We start from the raw sequence: 16501 nt of genomic DNA, 5'->3' as shown, positions 1-16501 counted from the left end.
CTCTTACCGCGAATAATCAGTGATTCCATGCGTTACCTCCTTAATGGAGATAACGCTATCATGATTCATATTTGAACGCAACCGTTATTGGACAAACGCGTAATGCTCCCATGCAAAGAGATAAGCGACCAGCGGGAGACTTCGTGGGATACCTGTAATCAGTTACCCATATTGTTGTGAAACAACCTGTTAACAAGGCACCAATAAATACTTTTGCCAGAATATAGAGAATATTGCCATTCCTCTGTGCGATCTCTGTATCAAAGTGTAAGCAATTGTAGGCGTAACACAGCCTCAAAAACTCGTTTGCAGCGTATGAGATAGTACAGTTGGGCACATAAACCCAATAGATACAGGGCTCTTTTTCTGGAAAATTGAAAAATGAAACAAGATAACGTTAAATACCATAAGCTGAACTTCATGATGTTGCCGAGCTCCAGCTCGGAAAATACCAACCGTTGATATACAGATCTAACAGCACTATGAGAACCAAAGAATACGTTTTACTGGTTGAGGATGACCGCCGCCTGGGCGACCTGATTACAGAGTATCTGACAAAAAATCAGTTTACAGTGTCCATTGAAAGAAGGGGTGATACAGCCCCCAAACGAATACTGAACGAACAGCCTGACCTGGTTATTCTTGACCTGATGCTCCCGGGAATGGATGGGCTGGAGGTCTGCCGAACAGTACGCCCGGACTATCAGGGACCGATTCTCATGCTGACCGCTCGTGAAGACGATATGGATCAGGTAGCCGGTCTTGAGATGGGGGCCGATGATTATGTCAAAAAACCCGTGGAGCCCAGAGTATTGTTGGCCCGGATACGAGCTCTCATGCGCCGTTTCCATCATTCCAACAACATGCCTGACGGCAAGGAACAAAGCGTTCAGGCAAATGAGTTGATCTTTGGTAGTTTACTCATCAACAAATCATCCAGATCCGTCTACCTGGCCGGTAACTCCGTCACACTGACCACCAACGAATTTGATCTGCTCTGGCTTTTGGCCGAAGCCAGCGGTCACATCCTAGACCGGGAAACACTCTATATGAAACTACGTGGCATTGAGTACGATGGCCTTGACCGCAGCGTTGACCTGGCAGTATCCCGACTCCGTAAAAAACTGGAAAATGACCCAGACAATCCCCAAGGCATCAAAACGGTCTGGGGCCAGGGATATCTCTTTGTCCCTGATATCTGGTGAAAATGAAATGAAACGGGTCTTCTTCTCCTTTTTTTTGTTCAGCATGTTCACTGCCCTTATCTGGAATTATGCATTTTCCTCCATAACAGATCGTTTTGTTGTTAAACAAATGGACCAGGAAATGGATCAGTATTATCGTTCTCTGGTTCAGGGAGTGTATGCAGTACTGACTGAAGATATCAAGGGGGTGCCGCACGATCAATGGGAGGATTATATTAAAGGGCGGCGGGCACAATTCGGTTATCCTTTGGCTATTGAACCCATAAATTCCCTCAAGATAGACACTACTGATCGGGAGATGCTTGAAAAAGGCGAAATTGTCGTTGGCACAGACGGTACACTTTATCATCAACGTCTGGGAAATTACGATCAGGTACTCACCATGGGTCCGATCGAAGATTTTAGTTTTCCTGTCCGTATAGAGGCTCTTTTCTGGTGTATCATTACCATCTACTTTCTTATTATGGCGATGCTGTGGGCATTGCCTTTTTGGCTGAAGTTACGCCGGATCAGTACTGCAGCTGAATCCTTTGGACAGGGAGACTTCAGTGCCCGTGCAAAAATGACCAGACATTCCGCTCTGTATCCTCTTGCAAATTCATTTAACAAGATGGCTGCAAAAATAGAGCATTTAATCGCATCTCACAAAGAGCTGACCCGTGCGGTTTCCCATGAATTGCGTACTCCGATTTCAAGAATTCGTTTCGGCATGGAAATGCTGGAAACAACTGCCGATGCCTCCGAAAGACACATCAAAATCACTGACATTAATACGGATGTGGATGAACTGGACACCCTGGTTTCAGAACTTCTTGTATACGCCCGCTTTGACAGAGAAAAACCGTCACTGGATCTGACAAAACTCCCTGTTGTTCCCTGGTTACGTGAACTTGTGGCAAAGACAGAAACCCTTCATACTGATATCCGGTTCACCTTGCCCGATTCGCCTCCTATGCATGAGTATACCGTGCAGGCTGATCCTTACTACATGTCACGGGCCGTATATAATCTGATACAAAACGCGATGAAGTATGCTGAACATCGCGTGGCTCTGAATATTGAACAAAAGGACGGTAAATGTATCATCCATGTGGACGATGATGGTCCCGGTGTTCCGGAGGCTGACCGAGAGCATATTTTTGACCCCTTTGTCCGCCTGGATTCAAGCCGAAGCCGCGATACCGGTGGACACGGGCTTGGCCTGGCCATAGTCCGGCAGGTTATCGACTGGCATGAGGCACAGATTGTTGTGGGCCAATCACCCCTCGGAGGAGCCAGGTTTTCCGTTATATTGCTGATCTGAAAACACATACTGCTTTTGGGGTCACGGAAAAAATACATTATCCAATCTTGCTTGTCTCTCAACTCGGTAACTACGTCGCCAAACCGATATCCTGCGCAATTTTTGGATATTTATTATTTTCCGCGCCCCTTAATATAAGCTGATTATTTCGGATTTAGGGGGAAGCCTTCGAAAGAAGGCCAAGACCGGAGGAAATCAAAAGGTTATGTAGAACTCCCTGTGCTAAATCAAGGCAGGGAATCAAGAAAACCTGACACGGCATTTCTCACCTGTTGGTTATGAGTAAAAATTGCCATATGTTCACCACGCTCAGCCAGACATAATTGCGCCCCCGGTATTCTTTCTGCCAGTTTCTTCCCATGCTTTGCAAAGGGAACCACCGGGTCATCGCTGCCATGAATCACCAGAGTCGGTACGATAATCTCTTCCAGAGGGTATTCGGTATTTTGGGTAATATGAATATCGTTGACTGTCCCTGGAATTCGTTTACCCATGTGGCTCATGGTGCTGATGGTCAGGTCTGTATAATAGGTCATCAATTGCTCATCGTTGATCAGGTTCTGCGCTATATCCGGGTAGCTTACTGATCGTTTGACAGATTTTTCAACATTTTTCAGAAATCTGTTCCGCATGAGATTGACGAGCAAAGGGACTCGGGCCATTACTTTCATTACGGTGAATGCAAATGGCACAGGTACGTCGTTTTTACTCCCTGTGGTTGAGCATAATATTAATGCCCGGCAACGCTCAGGATGACGCAGAGAAAAATGCAGTGCTGAATATCCCCCTCCTGAAATAGCCATGACAACGGCCTGCTGAATACCAAGTTCGTCCATAAGCGCTGCAAGCAGATCAGCCTGTTCCTCCGGGGATTCTTTCCCTTTGAGTGGTGTTTGCAGGTAACCCGGTCGCGATACGGCAATGTAGCGGTACCCTTTTGGGCCAATGGCTTGTCCTAATATATCAGATTGTTCGTACCCTCCCATGGCACCGTGAATGGTCAATATGGCGCCTTGTATATCGCTATGATTTTCTTTACGTTCACAATATTGGATCGGCCCTCGTGCGGTATTGGCAACTACGGCATGTGAAGTGTTATCCATTTTCAGCCTCCCGGGTAAAAAACATGTGATATAGGGTTGACAGGTGGGGGCATCTGGCGCTTTTGCCATACATTACCTGGTGTAATGCTATGCCGTTTATGTTGTTCCAGAAAAAAAATGCCAGATCTTCAGCTCTTCCCTGTCTTATGGTGCCCAGCTTCTGCCCTTGGGAAATAATTCCCGCTATGGTGTCGTAGGGAATCGCCCGTTTGGTATTTAACAACACTTTCACCTCAGCCGGAACACCCGTTGATGCCGCAGCCTGGGCGATCAGAAGATGATAATAGCCTGCTTCCGGTTTTGTTCTGATCGTTTTCACCAGTTCATCCATGGCATACCTGATTTTTTTATGAGGGGGCAGGTCCAAATTTTCAAGATAACGGCATGCTGCCAGCATTCTCTCCAGTGCAGTTCGGGTGAGTTCAATAAAAATGTCTTCCTTGGATGCAAAATAGTGATACACAAGCCCATTGGACATATTGGTGTGCCTGGCAATATCGCTGATTTTGGTTCCAGCCAATCCATTCAATGCAAACAGCTCCAACGCACCATAAAGAATACGTTCCCGTCTTTCTTCCTTGATCACCTGGTTTATCTCTCTGTTTCTGCCCATAGATACCCTCCCATTTTTTTACGCATCACAACTTTGTGAAAAAGCCAATACCATTGATTGAATATTTATTCAATACAAAACCGATGAATTTCGTTTCTATCTGGAAAAAAGAAAGGAATTACGATAGCCTTCTATTAAGGTCCGTGAAAAATACCATCGGTATGGAACCAATGGAACAGTCGTGAAAATGAACCCATATCCAGTGCAATTTGTGGAGAGCTAGCATTTTCCGCAGCCCTGGAAAAATACCTGAAAGTACAAGTATTAGCATCTACCTGGAGATGAAAATGCGCAACATGAGCATACAGCCGTTGAGTACAATCGTTTTTCGGGAGTTTTTCAAAGCAGCCCTATTACCATTACTGTTCATCGAATTGACACTTGTGCTGCTGTATTTCGGCATCAACGCCTACAACCATAAAAAGACCATTTCAACCCTTGAAACGGAAAGTATAGCGCATCTTGAGGAGATCGTTGGGGCTGAAGCCAAAATATTCAGCCGGGATCTCAGATCCATAGCCGAAATCATGAAAATCGTTCAAGGTGAGTCCGCTCATTTTTTCGCAGACCTCAATGACCTTACAGTCCCGGATTCGGCATACAATGCATACCGCTTTGCAGACAATGGAGTGTACTATAAGCCCAACGACACCACAGGGGGAAGCAGCCTTTTCTTCTCAACAGTGACCCAGATAGGTGCAAAGGAGAAAAAAAAGGCCGTAGCCAGTGAACAACTGGATCATGCGTATAAGCTGGCCGCCCAGGCGAACAGCAATATTGTTGCTGTTTATCTGAACACCTTTGATTCCATGAACCGGTACTATCCCTTTATTGCAGATGTGTATGCCCAGTTTCTACCGGATATGGATATCCCCAAATTCAATTTTTACTACCTGGCTGATGCGGAGCATAACCCCGGCCGGGAAACAATCTGGACGGAAACGTACCTGGACCCGGCAGGTCAGGGATGGATGATGTCCTGCATCGCTCCTGTGTATCGTGAGGATTTTTTGGAAGGTGTCGTTGGCATAGATATCACCATAGATGTTTTTCTCCAAAACATTCTCGACATGGAGCTTCCCTGGGGTGCAAAAGCATTTCTTGTTGATGCCAAAGGGACCATTATGGCCATGCCAGAAGCAGTTGAACAACTTTTTGACCTCACTGAACTACGGACCCATGTATATGATCAACAGATAGCCCAGGATACGTTTAAGCCTGAAAAATTTAATTTGCTGAAGACGACGATTCCAGGTGTTGCGGAAAGCATAAGCCGAATATTGACTGAAAACAAATCGGTAGAGGAACTGCATCTTCCGTCAGGTCAATACCTCCTTGCCCATGCCACTGAGCAGGAAAGCGGCTGGAAACTCATGGTGGTTGCCGACAAAAATGTCATGCTGGAGCCTGTATTCTCCATGGAAAAACAGGGAAAAAACATTGGCTATGCTGCCGTATCCGGCATGGTTTTGTTTTATATCCTGTTCATTTTTTATCTCCTGTTCAATGCACGCAGGATTGCGGCACAAATTGCTTCTCCGGTTGCCGCGATTGCTGAGCGAAGTACTCAGATAGCCAAGGGCAACTATGACGCAGAACCCTTTGATTCTTCCATTCAGGAGCTTGTAACCCTGAATATGAACTACACATCCATGGTTCAAGAGATCCAACAACTCAACGGTGATCTACGGGAAGAAATACACAGGGCAAATCGTGAAATCGAAGAACGTAAGCAGGCTGAAAAGGCTCTGAAAAAAAGTGAAACAGATTTACGGATTGCCAGGGACAATGCTGAAGCCGCCAATCGTGCTAAAAGCGCTTTCTTGTCTAACATGAGCCATGAATTGCGAACTCCATTACATCACATTATTGGTTTCAGTGAGCTGCTGGGTGATGAGGATTCTGGTGAGTTAAACGAACGGCAACAGGAATATCTGTCCTATATTCAAACCAGTAGTCAGGCTTTGCTTACTCTGATCAATGATGTTCTTGACCTTGCCGGAGTCGGAGGCAAAGAACAGGATCTTCAACTTTCTGTGTTTAACTTGCAGCCGGTACTGGAAAACAGCCTGATGCTGGTAAAGGAACAGGCAACTCAAAAACAGATCAATCTCTCTCTGAAAACCGAGTCTCTTCCAGAGACAATTGAAGCTGATGAGCGAAAACTCAAGAAGATCCTTTATAACCTGCTTTCCAATGGAGTGAAATTTACTTCAGCCGGAGGTTCTGTGGAAATATTGGCAACACAGATACCATGTTCCGAAGACCCGCTATCTCAGCGTGATGAACAATGCCTGAAGCTTTCAGTAAAGGATAACGGTATAGGAATAAAATCAGAAGATCTGCAACGGATATTCAGCACATTTGAACAAGTTGAAGACACCAAAAACCGACTCTATGACGGAGTAGGTATGGGCCTGACATTGACAAAGTCATATGTGGAATTACACCATGGATATATTACAGCAGAAAGCGAAGGTAAAGACAAAGGCACAACCATTCATGTTGTACTTCCACTTTCCCAGGATATTTAAGTCGTGATGATGCCTCACAAATATCTAACTCTTGCCACAGACTTCGGGAATATATGCAACACGACGAAATCAATATACTCATAGTCGATGATGAGCCGTTGAACAGAGAACTGCTAAGGGATTATCTGCAACTTCTCGGGTATGGCTCAGAATCAGTTTCCAATGGGCTGGAAGCCCTTGAAAAACTCGACCACAACAGCTACGACTTGGTTTTTCTGGATATTATGATGCCAGTACTAGACGGTATCGAAACAGCCAGAAAAATACGGGAGAAGCATACGCCTACGGATTTACCAATTATTATGGTTACAGCCCTTTCCGGACGAGAAGAGAGGCTGCAGGCTGTTGAAGCTGGGGCTAACGACTTCATTGTCAAGCCTGTTGACAAAGTGGAACTGACAGTTCGAACTGCCTCGCAACTCCAGATGAAAAAAATGCAGGACAAAGTGAAACAATATCAACTGCATTTGGAAGAGCTGGTTCAAGAACGTACTAAAAGCCTGCAAAAAACACTGGAAGAAATGCGGCTGGTCAGGCAACAAACCTACCAGGCCTATGTGGATACCATCCAACGCCTAGGCATAGCGGCTGAATACAAGGACAAAAATACGGCAGACCACATTTACCGGGTGAGTGAATATTCGAAAATCATTGCCCAAGCCATCGACATGCCCGAGGAAGACGTAGAAATACTTCGGTTGGCCAGCCCCATGCACGATGTGGGAAAACTCGGCATTCCCGATGCAATACTGATGAAACCAGGTAAACTTACCGCCGAGGAGTGGAACATCATGAAACAGCATACGCTCATTGGCAAAAAAATTCTTGAAGGTTCAAAATCGCAACTGCTCTCTGCGGGAGCTGTCATTGCAGCATCGCATCATGAGAAATGGGATGGATCCGGCTATCCCCTCGGGCTGGAGCAGGAGGATATTCCCATTTTTGGCAGGGTATGTGCCATTGCCGATGTTTTTGATGCCCTAACGACTGTACGCCCCTACAAACAAGCATATAGCCCAGACAAAGCATTTCGCCTTATTCAAAACGCCAAAGGCAGTCATTTTGATCCCAAAATCGTCAATGCCTTTGTTCACAACTTTGATAAAATACTGGCTGTCATGCAATAATCCCAGTGATACCAGTATCCCTGTGTTTCTCTGAAACAGCTTTTTGTTTTCCGCATAATCTCGTACTCCATGTTGTTCCAGCAGGTTCCCCACTGCGTGGCATGGCACGATATTTACCAAAAACTACCAATGGCCACAGGCTCTCCACCTCGATTTTCTTTATATATCTACAGCTTACGCAAGCGAATTTTGCTCTGCGATTTGACATCCACACGCTGTATTTCTACAATACATACTGAGCAGGATTCGTTTGGCAAATATATTCCACCCCATGGAATTTTCTGCAAAGAGGTTATCGCGGTCCATTACATTCTTTTCTACGATTCAGATCTAAGGGCCGCGGAAAAAATAAATTATCCAATCTTGTTAGTCTCTCAACTCATTCTCATAACTGTTCCAAAGGATCAATACGGCCAGTATGGAACCATTGGAACAGTTATGAGAATGAGCCGATATCCTGCGCAATTTTTGGATATTTATTATTTTCCGCAACCCTAAAAGAGTTTTATGCGCAAAAAGACCATTCTTATCGTTGATGACAATCCTGTTATACGCCGGTTTATTCAGGATCTGCTCCTGAAACAAGGTTACCTCGTCCATTGTGCCGAAGATGCCCTTACCTGCCTTGACCTTCTGCCGGTGGCAAAACCGGATATCATCATAATTGATTTGATCATGCCAGGCATAGGCGGTGATGATCTCTGCAGGATCATTCGGAAGATAAAAGGCATGGAAGATATCTACCTCATTCTGATCACGGCTACAGCCATGGAACAGAATATTGATTTCATCCGTTTTGGTGCCAATGCCTGTATTGCAAAAGGCCCGTTCGGACAAATGGAAAGCCATCTGCTGGAAGCCATTGGCGAAGCCAATGCCCACTCAAGCAAATCCATTTCAGAGACAATCCGTGGGAAAGATGATCTGCAATTCCGTCATATCACCAAAGAGCTCCTTGACTCATCACGCCATTTTCAAATCGTATTGGAATACATGTCCCAGGGAATCCTCGAACTGAAAAACAACAGGATTGTCTATACCAACCCCATGGCGATCACGATTCTGCGCACCCCTAAAGAACAATTGCTGGGATCTGATCTTCGGGATATTCTCCCACCGGTTCTCATTCACACAATTCTTGAATCACAGGGCGAATCATCGACCTATGAACCATTGCACATAGGCGAACGCCAGATAACGGTGGAACAATTTCTCCTGAAACCGACCTGTCCAAATCGCATCATACTCCTCACCGATGTAACGGAAAAACGTAAAATGGAATCGGTCATTGAAGCCGCAAACCTTACAAAAAACCTTGGGTATGTTTTTTCGGGTATACGGCACGAGATAGGTAACCCCTTAAACTCCATAAAAATGGCCTTAAGTGTTTTACAAAGAAATGTGCACGAATATGAAAAAGAAACAATCCTGGAATTTCTGGAACGGGCTCTTCAGGAAGTAGCCCGCCTGGAATATCTCCTCAGAACATTAAAAAGTTACAGCCTTTTTGAAAAACCAGACATGCAGGTTGTTTCGGTGAGTGATTTTATTCATGACTTTGTAACTCTCATTCGCAACGACTTTGAAGATAAACAGATCCGTATCCAGACCATTATCGCCGACAACGATCTCTTTGTATGGGCTGACAACAGAGCCTTGCATCACATTATGCTCAATCTGATTACCAATGCTGTCGATGCCCTTGAAGAGGAGCAAAAGCCACAGATCAGCATAAGTGCCGTCAGTAACGATGCGTGGGTGAATATCAAAATCGACGACAATGGTAAAGGCATCTCAGAGCAGGACCAGCAGCACCTGTTTCAGCCTTTTTTTACCTCAAAGGCTTCGGGAACGGGACTGGGCCTGGTCATTGTGCAAAAAATGCTTGCAGCCATGGGAGGAAGAATACATGTAGAAAGTTATCTCTCCCTGGGTACCACCGTCACCATTAGCCTGCAACGACCAAAAGCGCATCATAGAAAGGTATAACTCTATGACCTCCAAGACACTCCTTGTCATTGACGATGACATGTTGTTCTGCAAGTCCATAGCCTCTTTATTTGCGTCCACAGACATACATGTCGTCACGGTATCCACAGGAGAACAAGGCCTGAGCTGGTGTAAACATAACCATGCAGAGGTGATCCTGTTGGATCAGAAATTACCTGATGGCGAAGGATTAAAGCTCTGTGAACCTCTACTTGCCCTCCAGGATCAGCTGAAAATTATCTTTATCACCGCTTTCCCCAGTTTCAATCATGCTGTCCAGGCATTGCGTAACGGTGCGTATGACTATCTCTCAAAGCCCTTGGAACTGGAAGAGCTTGAACTGGCCATTGACAAGGCTTTCCGTACGGCTGAGCTTGAACGTATCGAGCAGGTTAAACGTTACCATGATCGCCGAAAATCAACCCAGAGCACCCCTGTCGGCATAAAGGGAGGTTTACAGCAAATCAGTAAAATGCTTCACCTTGCCGCTAACAGTCGGGTGCCTGTGCTTATCACCGGCGAAACCGGGACAGGCAAGAATGTTATTGCCAAGTCCATCCATTATCTGCGAGATCATCCGGAACAGAATTTCGTCAGTACCAACTGCGCGGCACTCCCTGAAAACCTTATCGAAGCTGAATTATTCGGCCATGAAAAAGGTGCATTTACAGGAGCTGAACAATCCAAAAAGGGACTGTTTGAAATGGCTGACAAAGGGACCCTGTTTCTCGATGAAATTGGTGAAATCCCCCTTCACCTGCAGGCAAAACTGCTTGGTGCACTTGACGACGGCAGCATCAAACGGCTGGGAGGCGCTGCAGCACGACGGGTGCAGGTACGTATTATAGCAGCAACGAATGTGAATCTCGAAGAGGCCATTAAACAGAAAAAATTCAGGGAAGACCTCTATTACAGGCTCAGCGTACTTCACATTCACCTGCCGCCTTTACGCGAACGTACCCAGGATATCGCAGACCTGTGCATGCATTTCATTCAGCACCGGATTCCGGATGGATCGGTTTCTGTTCCTGATGATGAAATGGAAAAATTACAGGCCTATCATTGGCCAGGCAACGTGCGGGAGTTAAAAAACATTATAGAACGTGCTATCATACTGCGCAGCGGCAGTGCTCTGTTTCCCTCAAAATGGCTGGGAAATTCCGTCCCCCCTTCCCCTGTTCAAGCTGTTGAGTCTCAGCAACCTATAGTGAATAGAGAGATAATCCCGTTACAGATCATGGAAAAAAAGCACATTCGCAAAGTACTGGACCATTTCGACGGCAACCACACCCAGACAGCCAAGGCTTTGGGAATAGCACGCTCAACCTTGATGCGCAAAATAGATCAGTACTGCCTCAAACCAGGTGACTCAAAATAGGTCACTGCCTTATTTTGCACGGGCAACCACCTTATTAAAAATACCGTCTCCACCTCTTCGATTCAACGCACTACCCTGAAATAACTTCTGTTATCCCACCTGCAAATAAAAAACTACAAAGTGGCACATCCCCTGCAAAGTCACAGGCAAAGAAACATGCTTATGACGTAACTACTCAGAGGGGAATGATGAAAATCGATACTTCCCCGGTAGTAATAATGGATTACAGCGTGTCTGAGATGTTCGCATGCAGACGCAGCATATTGGTTATACCTAAGCCCGACTGATCGCAGAAAGACCAGATACGCTGTGAACAGTTACCTTATAACTTACTAATCTCCGTGCAAAAGCAGCCATGAAAAAAGTCCTTATAGTCGATGATGAAGCCAGGCTCCTGCAGAGCATAGAAGCTGGCCTGGACAGTTATCAGGGACAGTTTGTAGTGGTGACTGCAGGTAATGGCAAAGAAGCAGTACCCATATTGGAGAAGGAAAAAATAGATCTCCTGGTTACAGATCTTCGTATGCCGGAGATGGATGGGTTTGAACTTCTCGCCCACGTTGCCAATACACAGCCATTTTTACCATCCATTGTGATGACGGCTTTTTCCACCCCTGAAATAGAAGAACGTTTAAATGCCTCTGGATTTTCAAAACTCCTGGAGAAACCTGTCGATATCAGCAGATTAGCAGCCACCATCCTGGAGAATCTCAATCAAGAGGATAATCAGGGAACCATGGCAGGCTTTTCTCTGGCAAATTTTCTTCAGCTCCTGGCCATGGAGAACAAAACCTGCCTCCTTAGAGTCCAGGAAGATGATATTCACGGATACATCTACCTGGTAGATGGTGAAATCCATGCAGCAACGGCACCACACCTTAAAGGAGAAGAAGCTCTCTTTCTGCTGCTTTCCTGCGATAATCTTCGCATAACCTTTATCAAGGCTCCGCAGATGAAAATACCAAGGATTATCAACAAACCGTTGATGTCCCTTTTGGTAAAAGGGATGCAGCGAAAGGATGAACGTCTGGATCCTATTCCACAACACAAGCTAGAGGATATTTCAGAAGAACATCAGCAGTCCATTTCAGATAAACAAGATCCAAATATACAAGAAAAAACAACATCCGATGCCCCTGAACCCCAGGGGGATGGACAAACTGGCAAATCAGCCAAAGGAGAACTGGATATGGGTAAATTAGAAGACACTTTGGGAAAACTTCAGGATGTAGATGGTTTCATGGCTGTAGGCGTTTTTACCCCTAATGGAGAAATGGCAGCCCAGGTCAACACATCCAATATCAAACTTGCAGAGATTGGAGCACTGGCCAATGATGTACTGCTGAAAGCACAGAAAGCCACAGATATTATGAATGTCGGCCGAGGTCAGGTTGTGCATATAGACGCCCCCAAGGCGCACATCTTTGCACGCTGCATGAATGAAGCCGAGGATTACACCGCAACCCAGGCTGGAAAAGCCCATGTGCACATTATCATGCTTTTAGACAAAGAAGGAAACCTGGCCATGGCCAAAATAAAAATGGAGTCTATCCTCTCTGAAATTAGCGCTTTTTTTCGGTGATTTTCTAGCGGGCATGCAGCAACGGATGCCTCTCCATCTGTTGCTGCACCGCTATACAGTCATGAGAAACTCAGGTTAATCGTCCCGGATTCATCAGTTAAGCAGCAGAAAAAACAACGCCACCCCCACCAGCAGGCAGCCCAGGCAGGGAAGCACCAGTCTGCGCCAAGTTGTCAGCAGATCCACATGAAAATACTCGCAGGTGAGCATGAAGCAAATGTGGATGGGTGAAATCATTACGCCTGTAAATCCGCAGAATGTTCCCAGAACCAGATAGGCAAGCATCTGCTCCTGCACATGCATAAGCTCCAGCAGTCCAAGAATCAAAGGGAAACAGGCTCCCACAAAACACACATTAATACCTGCAACCATGCCAACCAGGAAAGGCAAAAGCGTTGCCGAGGTAAGAAGGGCAAACTGTTCACTGCTCGCAGCGGCCATGGCTTCGACGACACCGGCTGCCTGCATGGTATCTTTAAAAATAAATATGGCAGCGATGACCAGAAGCATGGACCACAAACTCTTTTTGGTGACGATTTGCCCAAGAAAACTCCGGCCAAGTCTGTTCTGCACCATAATACTGACAGCAGACGCAAGCAGAGCTGCCAGGACACCCCACTCAAAGGGAATATGTGGGAAAAATTTGGCCAGAATCACTTCCAGGCCAACTGCTCCGACAATGGCAATCAACAGGGGAATACTCTGCAGGAGCACATACAGAAAGCCACCATTCACGGCTGATACGTCGTTTTCTTGCCGTGTTGCATAATCTGCCTCGCTTTTGACACCTCTCAGCAGGAAAAACCAACCAAAAAAGAACATAGCCACAATTCCAGGCCAGGTTTTGGAAATAAAACTGGAAAGTGGAATATCAGCCAGGGCAACAGTAAGGATAATGCCGGGGTACAGCGGCCAGGCCAGTTCCCAGACATGGCGAAACCAGTAATTGATTACCGCTCTGTCAACATCGGATACAGGCATGTCTTCCGAAACAGCCTTAACCATGGGGGCAGAAAACACGGCACCTCCTGGCATGGGCAGCAAGCCGATTAACGCGGGAAAGAAGAGCAAACGGATTTTTGGCCTGGTCAAATATCCGGATAGCGCGTCGATCAGGCGTTTAGACTGCCCTGAACGCTCAAGACCGTCGGATAACACCAGAATAAGGCCTACAATGGCGATCAGGAACAGAAATTTTTCCTGTACCAGCGCCTTGGCGGCAATCACTATCCACTGATCCAGTGGCAGTCCATAGAGTACGGCCATGGAAAAGCCACCAGCCAGTACAGACAGCCACAAGCCTAACCTGCAGCGTATACCGACAAGCATCAGAAAAAAGGCTGCAAAAATTTTAACAAAGGGGAGCATAAAAAATGACCAACATACAGAGCTAAGGAGGGAATGCAGACTATGCTTGCAGCAGAAAAAAAGTTTTATATATTATGTACCTCAACTTCCCGGAGGGGGAGGTGGTGAACCGTTGCCCGGCAACAGGCGTATGACTTTTTCTTCATATACAGAAAGCAGAAAGAGAACACCAAAAGGTGTAGTAAACAGCGTTCCAAAAATAACAGAACCGCCAAGGGAACTTAAAACGATAAGAACGACCACCACCGCTACGTGCTCACTTACAGGTTTCTGCATGGCCATGCGTGCACTTTGGCTTAGAGCATCAAACAGGTCGAGCTTTCTGTCTGTCATCAATGGCAAGAGATAGGTGCAGAAATATATCACTGCCAGGATAATGATAAAGCCAGGCAGGAAAAACAGAAACAAACCCAGAAACACCGCTGCCATCACCAGAAGACCAAAAACGAGAAGTTGCAGAAAAAGGTCTGCTTCAGAAAGTAAATCGCGCATCTGGGGTGGCCGACGCTCGCGGATAGCACGCAACAGGGATTGCACATATCCGGCAGCCAGAAACGGGCCGAGTATGCCAAAAGAAAATGCACAGGCACAAAGAAATACTGCCGTAATGATCAGAATAGAAGGAAGAAAGGCTGTAAAATTCTGCCAGCTCTGATCAAAATGTTTCTTAAAATCCACGAGTTCCTCCAATAAAAAACAAAGTCTTCGCCTGCATCACGCAATCAAACAAACATACGTTCAATATACCCCGCATCACCACACACCTCAAGCCCGATCACCAATGAAACATCATTGATGAGCAGTTGCCGCATACCGTTTTTTACGTACATGTCATCAACCAGAGCTCAAAAGGTAGCAGCTACTAACCAGCCAAAAACAAGTGATCGGCTAGATCGGTGATAGTTCGGACGCCGATGCATGCAATTTCCTTTTTATCCTTCTCATGGATCTGCTTCATACAGGACATGGGCAGAAGAAAGCTCTTAAAGCCCAAACGGGCAGCTTCCTTTATCCGCATATCCATGTGTCCCACAGCTCTGATCTCACCGGCCAACCCGACTTCACCGCAAACCACGGTGGTCGGCTCAACGGTTTTTTCAAAAAAACTGGACAGCAAAGCCACGACCATGCCCAAATCAAGGGCAGGCTCATCAATTCTGATGCCCCCTGCAATATTCAAAAAAATATCCTGGTCATAAAGCGTCAGGCCCAATTTTTTCTCCAGTACAGCGGTCAATAACGCCAGCCGTTGGGGATCGGCTCCAATGGCAGTTCTCCTGGCATTGCCCGGGCTCGATCTGCTGACCAAAGCCTGTACTTCCACCAGAATGGGACGGCTCCCTTCAATGCTGGGCATGACAACAGATCCGGGTACATTCACGGGCCGTTCAGCCAAAAATAACGCGGAAGGGTTACACACTTCCACCAGCCCCTGCTCTTTCATTTCAAAAACACCAATCTCGTTGGTTGCCCCAAAACGATTTTTCACTGTTCGCAAAATACGAAAAACCTGTCCTCTGTCACCCTCAAAATAAAGAACCGTATCCACCATATGCTCCAAAACCCTGGGGCCGGCAATGGCACCATCCTTTGTGACATGCCCGACAAGCAAGGTAGGAATATTTCTTGATTTGGCAACCTCCAGCAGGCGAGCAGTCCCTTCTCGAACCTGGGTAACAGAGCCAGGTGCAGAGCTGACATTCTCGCTATACATGGTCTGGATGGAATCAATGGCTAAAAGCAGCGGTTGCATTTCCGTTGCCATCTGGGCAATGGACTCAACACAATTTTCAGTGGAAACGTACAAAGTTGGTGCTTCCACGGCCAATCGCTGGGCACGCATCTGGATCTGACGGCTCGATTCTTCACCAGTTACATAGAGCACTTTGTCATTTTCTCCACCGCCCTTACTGATAGCGGTTAAGAGCTGAAGTATCAGGGTCGATTTACCAATTCCGGGGTCTCCACCGATCAGTACCAGTGAACCGGGAACTATTCCTCCTCCGAGAACCCTGTCCAATTCGCCGATGGAGGTAACCAGCCGTGCGCTTTCCGGGCCCACTGTGCTGTTAATGGGCACAGGAGGGTCTATATTGCGCCGACTGGCCAGTGTCTGGGTCTGTTTTTGCTCTTCAAAGGTATCCCAGGCATCACATTCAGGACACTGTCCGAGCCATTTTCTACTGGTAAATCCGCATTGTGTACAAACAAATACAGGCTGTTCTTTTTTGGGCAGAGCCACAGGTAACTCCTCAGGTCTAGTAACAATTCACAGGACATCTATTGCCCCGACATTCTA

The 16501-nt window shown here is 46.3% G+C and carries 12 protein-coding genes; 7 read left to right on the top strand and 5 right to left on the bottom strand.

Features of this window, described 5'->3' with window-relative positions; translation table 11 throughout:
* The first annotated feature begins 482 nt into the window (after window positions 1–482).
* A complete protein-coding gene (locus G493_RS0118960) occupies window positions 483–1205 on the top strand; it encodes a response regulator (protein WP_028581671.1) in 723 nt (240 codons plus the stop codon).
* Between the two features lie 7 nt (window positions 1206–1212).
* Window positions 1213–2508, top strand: coding sequence for an ATP-binding protein (locus G493_RS30120; RefSeq protein WP_051309566.1), 1296 nt, complete (start codon window positions 1213–1215; stop codon window positions 2506–2508).
* A 227-nt stretch (window positions 2509–2735) separates the two neighbouring features.
* On the opposite strand, the gene G493_RS0118950 is transcribed toward G493_RS30120, so the two are convergent.
* Both G493_RS0118950 and G493_RS0118945 read right to left on the bottom strand, forming a co-directional pair.
* Window positions 2736–3611 carry an alpha/beta fold hydrolase gene (locus G493_RS0118950; protein ID WP_035275160.1) on the bottom strand — a complete coding sequence of 292 codons (876 nt, stop codon included), beginning with the start codon at window positions 3609–3611 and terminating at the stop codon, window positions 2736–2738.
* Window positions 3604–4224, bottom strand: coding sequence for a TetR/AcrR family transcriptional regulator (locus tag G493_RS0118945; RefSeq protein WP_028581669.1), 621 nt, complete (start codon window positions 4222–4224; stop codon window positions 3604–3606). The genes G493_RS0118950 and G493_RS0118945 overlap by 8 nt, the downstream gene beginning before the upstream one ends.
* A gap of 287 nt (window positions 4225–4511) precedes the next feature.
* Between G493_RS0118945 and G493_RS0118940 the strand changes: the two genes are divergently transcribed.
* The 5 genes from G493_RS0118940 (at window position 4512) to G493_RS0118910 (ending at window position 12834) form a co-directional block, all read left to right on the top strand.
* The gene (locus G493_RS0118940) at window positions 4512–6758 is read left to right on the top strand and encodes a cache domain-containing sensor histidine kinase (RefSeq protein ID WP_028581668.1); all 2247 of its coding nucleotides are present in this window, start codon (window positions 4512–4514) and stop codon (window positions 6756–6758) included.
* Window positions 6759–6811: 53 nt separating this feature from the next.
* Window positions 6812–7885, top strand: a complete 1074-nt coding sequence (locus G493_RS0118935; protein WP_028581667.1) for an HD domain-containing phosphohydrolase — start codon at window positions 6812–6814, stop codon at window positions 7883–7885.
* Between the two features lie 507 nt (window positions 7886–8392).
* Entirely contained in the window at window positions 8393–9874 is a 1482-nt protein-coding gene (locus G493_RS0118920) for a hybrid sensor histidine kinase/response regulator (RefSeq protein WP_028581665.1), read from the top strand.
* A 4-nt stretch (window positions 9875–9878) separates the two neighbouring features.
* On the top strand, window positions 9879–11252 hold the full coding sequence (locus G493_RS0118915; protein ID WP_028581664.1) for a sigma-54-dependent transcriptional regulator: 1374 nt from the start codon (window positions 9879–9881) through the stop codon (window positions 11250–11252).
* A 355-nt stretch (window positions 11253–11607) separates the two neighbouring features.
* Complete coding sequence (locus G493_RS0118910; protein WP_028581663.1) at window positions 11608–12834, top strand: response regulator; 1227 nt, start codon at window positions 11608–11610, stop codon at window positions 12832–12834.
* Window positions 12835–12927: 93 nt separating this feature from the next.
* Here the strand turns inward: G493_RS0118910 and G493_RS0118905 are convergent, their stop codons facing one another.
* From G493_RS0118905 to radA, 3 genes are all read right to left on the bottom strand, one after another.
* Window positions 12928–14202, bottom strand: a complete 1275-nt coding sequence (locus tag G493_RS0118905; RefSeq protein WP_028581662.1) for a DUF401 family protein — start codon at window positions 14200–14202, stop codon at window positions 12928–12930.
* Between the two features lie 81 nt (window positions 14203–14283).
* Window positions 14284–14880 (bottom strand): hypothetical protein, encoded by a 597-nt coding sequence (locus tag G493_RS0118900; protein ID WP_028581661.1) that lies wholly within the window; start codon window positions 14878–14880, stop codon window positions 14284–14286.
* 184 nt (window positions 14881–15064) lie between these two features.
* Window positions 15065–16444, bottom strand: a complete 1380-nt coding sequence (gene radA, locus G493_RS0118890) for a DNA repair protein RadA (RefSeq protein WP_084813660.1) — start codon at window positions 16442–16444, stop codon at window positions 15065–15067.
* Between the last annotated feature and the right edge of the window lie 57 nt (window positions 16445–16501).

Origin of the sequence: Desulfogranum japonicum DSM 18378, assembly GCF_000429945.1 — a bacterium.
GTDB classification, from domain to species: domain Bacteria; phylum Desulfobacterota; class Desulfobulbia; order Desulfobulbales; family Desulfobulbaceae; genus Desulfogranum; species Desulfogranum japonicum.
Note: the sequence above shows the minus strand (reverse complement) of the source record. Positions and strands in the feature narration are given on the sequence as shown.